This window comes from Capnocytophaga sp. oral taxon 380 str. F0488, from assembly GCF_000318255.2.
GTDB classification, from domain to species: Bacteria; Bacteroidota; Bacteroidia; order Flavobacteriales; family Flavobacteriaceae; genus Capnocytophaga; species Capnocytophaga ochracea.
On the sequence record NZ_KB291235.1, the window covers coordinates 1 to 10853 of the forward strand.

The following is a 10853-nucleotide window of genomic DNA, read 5'->3' on the forward strand; positions in this document are numbered from 1 at the left end:
GTAAGCCCCCGAACCCCCGAAGGGGGACAAGCTGTAAAAGGAGACAAACCTCCCCCCTCTCACATACCCAGCTATTGCTGGCTACCTTCAAAGGGGGAATGTGGTGGCGGAAAAAGAGAGGGGTAGCGATAACAAGAGGAAGGCAAGATGAAGGAATGATTTTTGGTTGATAAATTTAACTGATAATTAATGTATTGGTGGGGCTAAGGTGAGATTAAGGATAAAAAAACACGGAAAAAATTTGCAGTTAAAAAAAACTGTTGTACTTTTGCGCCGTCAATCATTGAAACGTTCATCATTTGCGGGTGTGGTGAAATTGGTAGACACGCTAGACTTAGGATCTAGTGCTTCACGGCGTGGGGGTTCGAGTCCCTTCACCCGCACAAGAGCCTTAATTCATCAGTAGTGAATTAAGGCTTTTTTATTTTTATGGTAGGGTAAAGATAAAGGAGATTGGCAAGTATTAGTATAAAGCCCCCGAGCCCCCGAAGGGGGACAATCTGCAAAAGCGAAGGGGGGAAGGGACACAAAAGTGATTTTGATTTGCTTTAAAACAGACAATAACTATGCAGAAAACAACTATCATCAGTATTATTCCTCTGCTCGTATTCGTAGCATTATTTTTAGGTAGTGGGTTGTATTTCGACAACTTCTACTCGCTACCTGCTCCTATTATTGCGCTTTTTTCGGTGGTAGTGGCTTTGCTTATCTACCGAGCTCCTATGAAAGAGAAAATAGGATTGTTCTTTAAAGGGGCGGGTGATAGCAATGTGCTACAAATGTGTATGATTGCACTTTTGGCTGGGGCATTCGCTTCGGTGGCTAATACTTTGGGAAGTACGCATAGTATTGTGAATATGGGTATGTATTACATCTCGCCAGAGTATTTTCCGGTAGGGATTTTTATCATTGCATCGTTTCTTTCATTTGCTACGGGCACTTCGGTGGGTACTATTATGACGCTTTCGCCGATAGTGTTTGACCTTGCTACCCAAAGCCAGTCGAACACGGCACTCATAGGCGCATCACTGCTATCGGGGGCGATGTTTGGCGATAACCTATCTCTTATTTCGGACACGACGATTGCCGCCACGCAGTCGGTTGGATGTCAGATGAACGAAAAGATGAAGGCGAATGCTAAAGTTGCGATACCAATGGCGATTCTGGCGGTTATCATACTGCTGTTGATAGGAAATCCTGACGCCGAAAATCACCTTCACAATCAGTTGTATAGCGATTTTAACGCTATGCTTATTTTGCCTTATGTGGCAGTGGTGATAATTGCGCTTTTTGGGGTAAACGTATTTGTGTCGCTTTTCTTAGGTATTCTTATCTCGGGGGTGATAGGGTTTGCGTACGGCAAGTTTCATTTCTTGCAGTTTGCTACCGATATTCACAAAGGTTTTATGGGAATGGCTGATACCTTCTTCTTATACTTTATCATAGGAGGATTGGCGTTTTTGGTAGAGCATTTTGGCGGGATTCGGTTTTTGATGAACCTCATTACTCAGCGCATCAAAAGTGGCTCGTCGGCTCTTTTAGGGATGGGCTTTTTGGTGACAGTAGCCGATGTGTGCGTGGCGAATAACACGGTGGCTATTCTCATCGCTTCGAAGACGAGCAAAACGATTGCTGAACAGTTTAAAATACCGTTGCGCAGTGTGGCATCGGTATTGGATATCTTCTCTTGTTATGCGCAGGGGCTTATCCCGTATGGAGCGCAGGTAATTGCCCTATACAAATTTGCCGATACGATAGATTACCCCCAGCTGGTGATGTATGCTATTTACTTACATTTACTGCTGATAGGCACTTTGGGGTATATTTATGTAGGTAAAAAGTAATAAAAAAGTTGTTTTTACAGAGCATTAACAGTGATGTCTTCTACTTTATAAGTGTTTGTATTCTATTAAACTACATAAGTTTATCATAACAGACTATAAAATTATTGTAAAATAATTGCAAAAAAATTTGCAATTATCAAAATATTGTTTTAATTTTACGGCGAATTTAATTGACTTACCTAAAAGCCAATCTTTTGACTTTTCCGTAGCCAGAATACCAAACCTTATGAACGACCCACTATTGCTACCATACCTCCCTGTTATTCAGGGAAGGCATCAGCACTTTATCGATGTCCTTCATAGAGTGCAAGGGGACGCTAAGTGCCTGGCTGATGCTTGCAATTCGCACCTCTACTACGGTCTGCACCGTACTTATACAGAATGGGTGCTACGCGAGTGGGCTCCAAATGCAACGGCTATCTTTCTTCTTTGTGATAGCAACGACTGGCAAAAAAACAAACACTATTCTTTCACTAAACTAAACGACCAAGACTGGGAATTGCGTCTCCCCGCTAATATCCTCCGCCACGAAATGCTCTACAAACTACTTGTGGAATGGGAAGGAGGCAGTGGCGAACGCCTCCCCTCACATACTACCCGCGCTGTGCAGGACGATTATACCAAGGTGTTTTCCGCCCAAGTGTGGTGTCCTGAGCACCCCTACCACTGGCAATACCCGCGCCCCAAAGCTGCTCCACACCCGCTTATCTACGAAGCACATATAGGGATGAGTACCGAGCACCAGCGCGTGAGTACCTTTATAGAGTTTCGCCTCTATGTACTGCCCCGTATCGCGGCTTTGGGCTATAACACCCTCCAGCTGATGGCAATACAAGAACACCCTTACTACGGTTCTTTTGGCTATCAGGTGGCTAACTTCTTTGCGGTGAGTTCGCGCTTTGGCACCCCCGAAGAACTCAAAGAACTCATCGATACTGCTCACGGCTTGGGTATACGTGTACTGCTTGATATTGTACACTCGCATTCGGTAAGCAATGAGGCAGAAGGGCTCAGCCTCTTCGACGGTACCGACTATCTTTACTTCCACCGCGGTGAGCGCGGTAAACACCCTGCTTGGGACTCCCGCTGTTTTGACTATGGTAAGCCCCAAGTACTAAATTTTTTACTTTCTAACTGTAAGTATTGGTTAGAAGAATATCGCTTCGACGGTTTTCGCTTCGACGGCGTTACCAGTATGATTTATTACGATCACGGTTTGGGCAAAGCCTTTACCAATTATAGTTTCTATTATGATGGCAATGAGGACGACGACGCTTTGGTGTATCTCACTATGGCTAACCAACTTATTCACGAGCTCTACCCCGAAGCGCTGACCATTGCCGAAGAGATGAGCGGATTGCCCGGTCTTGCTTCGCCTATTGCTAAAAAAGGCGTAGGCTTCGATTACAAGCTGAGTATGGGTATTCCCGATTATTGGATTAAGCTCCTCAAAGAAGTACCCGATGAGCAATGGCACGTAGGTAATATCTATTACGAACTGACTAACAAACGCGCCGAAGAACGCACCATCAGTTATGCCGAAAGCCACGACCAAGCCTTGGTGGGTGATAAAACGATTTTTTTCTGGCTTACTGATAAGGAAGTATATACCGGAATGAGCGTATTCGACCACAGTCTCATCATCGACCGTGCAATAGCTTTGCACAAGATGATACGTTTGGTAACTCTTGGTACCGCAGGTGGGGGATACCTCAACTTTATGGGCAACGAATGGGGACACCCTGAGTGGATTGACTTTCCTCGCCAAGGTAATAGTTGGAGCTATGCCCACGCACGCAGGCTATGGAGTTTGGCAGACGACTCTAACCTGAAGTTTAAATACCTCAACGCTTTTGATAGCGCGATGATACACTTTGCCACCGATAGTAAGTTCCTCGACCGAGAACCCCATATATTGGTGCGCGATATCGAGCGACAGCTACTCATATTCGAGCGGAGTGGTTACTTATTTGTTTTCAGTTTTAACCCCACTACCTCTTACACCGATTATCAGTTTGATGTGCCAGCCGGTAAATACACAACGGTACTGAATACTGATAACCCCGCCTTTGGAGGCGACAACCGCATCGATGAAAGCGTAGAGCATTTTACGCAGTACACTGGTAAGGAGAATTTGCTGTCGTTGTATATACCAGCGAGAATTGGCTTTGTGCTAAAAATTGACAATTGATAATTGACAATTGACAATTGGTTGTGAGGCAGATTATGTTAATTATTAATTGTGATTACTATTAATCATCTATTGAAAAATTATGAAAAACAATATTGTTAAAGAAAAGTCTTTTGATTTTGCTATTCGCATTGTAAAACTTACAAGAATATTACAAGAAGATAAAAGAGAATTTGTAATCAGTAAACAATTGTTGCGTTGTGCTACTTCAGTAGGTGCTTGTGTAAGAGAATCAGAACACGCTGAAAGTGATAGTGATTTCATACATAAATTACAAATAGGACTCAAAGAAGCTAACGAAACTGAATATTGGTTAGATCTATTATATGCAACTCAATATCTTAATGAGAAAGAATATGAATCAATAATAGCTAACTGCAAAGAAATATTAAAACTACTCATTTCAATAATTAAAACTAAGAAAGAAAACACCAAAAAGGAAAGTTCTAATAAAAACTAATAATCACACCCTTTTGACAATTGACAATGTCAATTGTCAATTATTAATTGTTAATTGAAATATGAGTTATTTATCATTCAAAAAAGACCAACTAATTAATCTTGAATACTCTCTCGATAGAGAGTTTCTCGGTACGAACCGAGGGGGAGGCTACTGCTCCTCTACTCTCGTTTTTTGCAATACCCGTAAATACCACGGGCTACTGGTAGTGCCTATTGAAAAGTTCAGAGGCAAAAACTACGTGATGCTCTCCTCCTTAGACGAAAGTATCATTCAGCACGGACGCGATTTTAATTTCGGCGTTCATAAATACGAAGGCACTTATGAACCACGCGGGCATAAGTATATCGTAGATATTTCCTACGAAAAAGCATTTACGGTTACTTATCAAGTAGGCGGTGTACTGCTGAAAAAAGAAATCTTGATGATGCACAATGCTCCCCAAGTATTGATACGTTATACGCTACTAGAAGCCCATTCGGCTACCCTTTTGCGCCTGAACCCTCTCTTGGCTTTCCGCGATATACATTCTCTTAGCAAGCAAAACCCCGTAGCCAACACCCAAGCCGAAGCAGTAGGCGGTGGCGTGCGTGTAAAACTATACCCAGAGTTTCCTTATCTCTATATGCAACTCAGCAAACCCGCTAATTTTGGTGGTGGGGCTTATTGGAACAACAACATCTATTATACCAAGGAAAAAGAGCGTGGTTATGACTACCAAGAAGACCTCCTCAGCGTAGGAGCTTTCGAAGTGAGCCTCAAAAAAGGAGAAAGTATCGTCTTCTCAGCCAGCTTAGAGGAAGCTAATCCTAAAAACCTCGCTAAGGACTTTACTAAGTACCTCAAAGAACGTGCCGACCGCAATTCGTTTGAAGAATGCTTGCAGTACGCCGCCTCTCAGTTTATTATTCACAAGGCAGGCGAAACCCGCATCAAAGCAGGTTATCACTGGTTCGACAGCAATATGCGCGACACTTTTATCGCCTTGCCAGGTATTGCTTTATCGGGCAATACAGCCAAGATATTTGAAGACGTGCTCACCTCTACTCAAAAATACTTCTACGAAGGGCTTTTTGCTAAGGAAATCAGTACGCACAATATACACCCTGAGTATGATGCCGACACCTCTCTGTGGTTCTTTTGGACGCTTCAACAGTACGAAAAGGAAACTATTAAGAGTAAGAAACAACTTTGGAAGGAGTATGGCGATACGCTCAAAAGTATCTTAAACGCTTACAAACAAGGCACTCATAAGAATATCCGTATGGAAGCTAACGGACTTATATGGAGTGATGACCTTACACGTCCGCTTACGTGGTTTGACGCGCAAGGCGATTACGGCGCTATCGTACCACGCAACGGTTATGTAGTAGAAGTGAATGCCCTCTGGTATAATGCTGTGTGTTACGCGCTTGCCTTAGCAGAAGAAGCGAAAGACAAGGCTTTCTTAGGCGAGTGGTTTACGCTACCTGAAACCATCGAAAAGAGCTTTGTAGAGACTTTTTGGATAGAGGACAAGAAATACCTTGCCGATTATGCCAACCGCACGAATAAAAACACCGATGTACGACCCAATCAGCTCATTGTTTGTGCGCTTGACTATGCTCCCATAAACGAGAAAACCAAGAAGAGAGTATTGGACATTGTCACCCAAGAGTTGCTCACCCCTCGCGGGTTGCGCAGTTTATCTCCTCAAAGCCCCCGTTATGAAGGCGTGAGTGTAGGCAATGTATATGTGCGCGACAAAGCCTCTTTCAACGGGTCGGCACACCCTTGGTTTATTGGGTTCTATGTTGAGGCTTATCTAAAAATCTTTGGAGCACAGTACCTGCCAGAGGCACAAGCTATCTTGGAAAATTTTGAAGAAGAGCTCAACGAACACGGCGTATGTACTATATCGGCTATTTACGACGGCAATCCACCATTCCACTCACGCGGTTGTATTGCCAAAGCTAAGAATGTAGCTGAGATATTACGTGCTCAATGGCTACTGAGCCAAATGCCTGCAACACTTTGAGAAAGTTATTTTAATATGATAAGAAATATTTTAATATTATTGATATGTGTCTTGTGCTGTTCTTGCCTTAGTAAAGAAAGTGATTACACCAATAATGGAGTTAAAGAAGTACAAAAAGTGACACTTACAATTACAGGAGAAATGGGAGAAGCCTTTAGTTGGCCTGAAGTGAAATTCGAATGTTTTAAAGCACTAATAGGTAATAAAGAACTTTGTTTTGGCAACGACCAAATAAAAGGTATTACCCTTGAAAAAGGTTATAAATATCAGTTGAAAGTCAAGAGAATCATCTATGACTACCCTATTCAAGATGGTAATCTGCCCGATGATTATGAGTTAATCAGCATCATCTCAAAACAAAAATTAGAATAACGCTCTTCTTGCTCCCTGCGTGGGAGAGGATTGGGGAAGGAATAAATAAAAGCATATGAAGAAAGCAAGAGTATTAATGTTTGGATGGGAATTTCCCCCTCATATCAGTGGGGGATTAGGAACAGCCTGCTTGGGTATAGCCCAAGGATTGGCTAAAAACGGCGTAAAAGTGCTGTTTGTGATGCCAAAAGCCTCCGGTGATGAGGACGGCAATGTGGCTAAGATTATCAACGCTAGCGATGTAGAGATGTTGCAAAACGCTGAAAAGATTGAAGATTTCTGGAAACACATCAATTTTATGGAGATAGGCTCGAACCTCGTGCCTTACCTAGACCCCGAAACCTTCGCCCGCGAACGTGATGCTTACCTCAAAGAAGGCGAACATCGCGAGCGCATTTCGTATCATAACAAATTTCAGTTTTCGGGCAAATACGGAGCAAATCTGATGGAAGAGGTCTACCGCTACGCCTTAGTAGCAGGAACTGTTGCAAAACGCTATGAGTTCGACGTGATTCACGCCCACGATTGGCTTACATATAGCGCGGGTATCATCGCCAAAAAGATTTCCGGCAAACCCCTTATCGTACATGTGCACGCTACCGAATACGACCGTGGCGGCGAGTATAACCGCAATACACTGGTATACGACATCGAAAAACGCGGTATGGAAGCTGCCGATAGAGTAGTAACCGTGAGCAACTGGACGCGTAATATCGTTATCGAAAAATACGGTATCCCTGCCGAGAAGGTGATTACTGTGCACAATGCAGTAGACTTTAAAGCCGAAACCGATGCCAAAGAAGAACGCGGTATTAAGGATAAAATCGTTACTTTCTTAGGACGTATCACCTTGCAAAAGGGTCCCGAATATTTCGTCGAGGCAGCTGCAAAAGTGATGAAGCGTATGCCTAACGTACGCTTTGTAATGGCAGGTAGTGGCGAGAAGATGAATCCCTTAGTGCGCCGTGTTGCACAATTGGGATTAGGCACCCGCTTCTACTTCACGGGTTTCCTCAGAGGTAACGACGTACAGCGTATGTTCCAATATAGCGATGTGTATGTGATGCCCTCAGTATCCGAGCCTTTTGGAATTTCTCCTTTGGAAGCAATGCGCTCAGGAGTGCCTACTATCATCTCCAAACAATCGGGAGTAGCTGAGGTACTGAACCACGCTATCAAAGTAGACTATTGGGATATCAACGCCCTTGCCGATGCTATTTATGGTATTTTGGCTTACCCCACCCTCGCTCACTATATGCAACGTGAAGGTTACGACGAGGTAAACCAACTGAAATGGGAAAAAGCCTCCTTGAAACTCAAAAACATTTACGAATCTTTAATATAAAATAACCAACGATGAAAAAGTCAATTTGTATCTATTTCCAAATCCATCACCCCGAACGTCTTAGAAAGTATCAATTCTTCGACATCGGCAAGAAACATAATTACTTCGATAATTACGCCAATCGCTCTGAGCTTGAAGATTTGGCTGAGCATTGCTATCTACCTGCTAACGCCTTGCTCTTGGAGCTTACCAATAAATACAAAGGCAAGTTCAAAGTAGCTTTTTCTATCACAGGAAGTGCTATCGACCAGCTCGAAATGCACACTCCTGAGGTGATACGCTCTTTCCAAGAACTCGCCCAAACCGGTAGTGTAGAGTTTTTGGCAGAAACTTATTCCCACTCTTTGGCTTCGCTTTCCGATGATACCGATGAGTTCGAACAACAAGTAAAACGACATACTACGGCTATCAAACAGCTCTTTGGCAAGAAGCCTGTAACTTTTCGCAACACCTCTCTCATCTATTCCGATACCATAGGCGAACGTGTCGCAAAACTCGGCTTCAAGACAATGCTCACCGATGGAGCTAAGCACGTATTGGGTTGGAAGAGTCCAAACTTTGTCTATAAAAACGCTATCGACGAAAACCTCAACCTTTTGCTCAAAAACAGCAAACTCAGTGATGATATCGCCATACGCTTTTCCGATAGAAATTGGAGTGAATACCCACTCACTTCCGAAAAGTATATCAGTTGGGTGAAAAACAGCTTGCAAGATAGTGAGGTGCTCAACCTCTTTATGAACTACGAGGTAATAGGCTATTACAACAACGCCCAAAGCGGTATTTTCGACTTCTTGCGCTATTTCATCATCTATATGATGGAAGACGATAACTATGAGTTCTTATTACCTAAGGAAGTAGCCAAAAAGCACCCTGCTAAAGATGTCTTGCCTGTGCCCTACCCTATTTCGTGGACAGACGAAGAGCGCGATACCACCTCTTGGTTGGGTAACGAGTTACAAAAAGAAGCCTTCCGAGAGCTCTTTAAGATACAACCAGAAGTAAGAAAGAAAAAGAACGCCGACCTAATAGACGATTATACTCGTCTGCAAGCCAGTGAGCACTTTTATTTTATGCGCACTAAGCTCTTTTCAGGTGCCGATTATCACAAGTACCGCTTACCCTACGATTCACCCTACGAAGCCTTCATCAACTATATGAACGTGCTCAGCGATTTCATCGAAAGATGCAAACCACACGAACAAGAAGAGGAGCAAACCACACAAGTAACAAAGAAAAAGAGCCAGACAAGGAAAAAGTGAAAAGTCACTTTTCAGTCCCCTTCTGCCTCTATTTAAGAGAAGTCAGCCAGCTGGCGTAGCTGAGTATGTGAAAGGAGGGGAGGTTATCCTCTTTTGAGAAACGCTACCCCTCGAAACCTTTGCTCTATGGCGTGTGACCTAAGGACTAAAAGAAAGTTTAATAATAATTTAAAAGCAGACAAGATGAAAAATGTAAAAACAAGGAAAGACAATTTCTTTGAAGAGATTGTCGCTGAAGAACTGAAAGAACTGTCTGGAACCAACAAAGTTGCCGAGACGAACCCCGACGAGATGCCCACAGAACATCTAAGTAGCGAAGAGTTTCTCTACACCACTCCTTTTAACGAGAAAAACTCACAGCTCGCCAAGAATGCCGACAACGACTTAGTTGAAAACATTATTTACACTCCTTAAAATAAAAAGCCCCTCGCTCACGCGAGGGGCTTTTTTGCTCTTTCTCAAATTTGCTATTTTGCTATTTTGTACTACCTTTGCAAAAAAAGAAGAATACAATGCGTTTTTTGAGTTATATCATAGCCTTTTTCACTCACCCCATCTGGTTCCCTATCTACGGAGCTATGGTGGTGCTTTTTAATATACCTTTCCCTCTCCCGGTAGAGCAAATGAAGTTTACGTGGTTATTATTACTAATAGTTACCATTGCTATCCCTACACTTACCTACCTCATCTTGTTTGTAGTAGGCTGGTTGCAGAACCCTTTTATCATTCCGTTAGAAAAACAAAAATGGCTTTTGTATGGCTATATAGCAATGCTCTTAGGGGTAGCTTTCGGCATCACCCCCATCGACCCCTATCCTATCCTCTACTTCTACGTGATGAACTTAGCCATCAGCTGTTTTATAATTTTGTTTTTACATTTTCTGCGACTGCAAGTCAATATGTTTGCTATGGGAATGGGGGCGCTTACTACCTTCTCAGTATTGCTCAGTATTGCCGTAGAAAAAGATATGACCTACATAGTAGCCTTTTTCTTATTCCTCAGCGGAGCCTGTATTTCAGCACAAGCTTACCTCAACCAGAAGTCCTTATGGCTAATGTTTTTAAGTTGGCTCATTGGGGTTTTACCACAGCTCTCGCTACTGTTATTGTTCAGAAATCTAATTTTCGCAATGTAGCAAATTAGCTATTTAAGCCTTTAAACAAATTATTCCTATTATTCATTGCCTACCAATTACCTAAGTAGCACCATTTGCCCCCTTAATAATTTACATATTATTCAGGGATTCCCACCCCACCCCTCTTTTTTTCGCATCATCACATTCCCCCTTTGAAGGGGGCTAGGGGGAGGTTTCTATTACACTTTCCCCTATTGCCTATGCCCTAAGACCTCACACTTCCCCA

The 10853-nt window shown here is 42.9% G+C and carries 9 protein-coding genes and 1 tRNA gene; all 10 read left to right on the forward strand.

Translation table 11 applies throughout. The features are described from left to right. Positions 1 to 301: 301 nt before the first annotated feature. Positions 302 to 383: transfer RNA gene (locus HMPREF9078_RS09890), tRNA-Leu, on the forward strand. A gap of 183 nt (positions 384 to 566) precedes the next feature. Next, positions 567 to 1844 carry a Na+/H+ antiporter NhaC family protein gene (locus HMPREF9078_RS09895; RefSeq protein ID WP_009420542.1) on the forward strand — a complete coding sequence of 426 codons (1278 nt, stop codon included), beginning with the start codon at positions 567 to 569 and terminating at the stop codon, positions 1842 to 1844. 226 nt (positions 1845 to 2070) lie between these two features. Beyond that, positions 2071 to 4035 (forward strand): alpha amylase C-terminal domain-containing protein, encoded by a 1965-nt coding sequence (locus tag HMPREF9078_RS09900; RefSeq protein WP_009420543.1) that lies wholly within the window; start codon positions 2071 to 2073, stop codon positions 4033 to 4035. A gap of 82 nt (positions 4036 to 4117) precedes the next feature. Continuing rightward, positions 4118 to 4495: a four helix bundle protein gene (locus HMPREF9078_RS09905; RefSeq protein ID WP_009420544.1), complete on the forward strand. Its 378-nt coding sequence runs from the start codon at positions 4118 to 4120 to the stop codon at positions 4493 to 4495. A gap of 61 nt (positions 4496 to 4556) precedes the next feature. Next, entirely contained in the window at positions 4557 to 6512 is a 1956-nt protein-coding gene (locus HMPREF9078_RS09910) for a glycogen debranching enzyme N-terminal domain-containing protein (RefSeq protein WP_009420545.1), read from the forward strand. A 15-nt stretch (positions 6513 to 6527) separates the two neighbouring features. Next, a complete protein-coding gene (locus HMPREF9078_RS09915; protein ID WP_009420546.1) occupies positions 6528 to 6884 on the forward strand; it encodes a DUF4377 domain-containing protein in 357 nt (118 codons plus the stop codon). A 55-nt stretch (positions 6885 to 6939) separates the two neighbouring features. After that, positions 6940 to 8229, forward strand: coding sequence for a glycosyltransferase family 4 protein (locus HMPREF9078_RS09920; protein ID WP_009420547.1), 1290 nt, complete (start codon positions 6940 to 6942; stop codon positions 8227 to 8229). Between the two features lie 11 nt (positions 8230 to 8240). Beyond that, on the forward strand, positions 8241 to 9491 hold the full coding sequence (locus HMPREF9078_RS09925) for a glycoside hydrolase family 57 protein (RefSeq protein ID WP_009420548.1): 1251 nt from the start codon (positions 8241 to 8243) through the stop codon (positions 9489 to 9491). A gap of 183 nt (positions 9492 to 9674) precedes the next feature. Further along, positions 9675 to 9905, forward strand: a complete 231-nt coding sequence (locus tag HMPREF9078_RS09930) for a hypothetical protein (RefSeq protein ID WP_034543510.1) — start codon at positions 9675 to 9677, stop codon at positions 9903 to 9905. Positions 9906 to 10003: 98 nt separating this feature from the next. Then, a complete protein-coding gene (locus tag HMPREF9078_RS09935; protein WP_009420551.1) occupies positions 10004 to 10627 on the forward strand; it encodes a hypothetical protein in 624 nt (207 codons plus the stop codon). Positions 10628 to 10853: the final 226 nt, after the last annotated feature.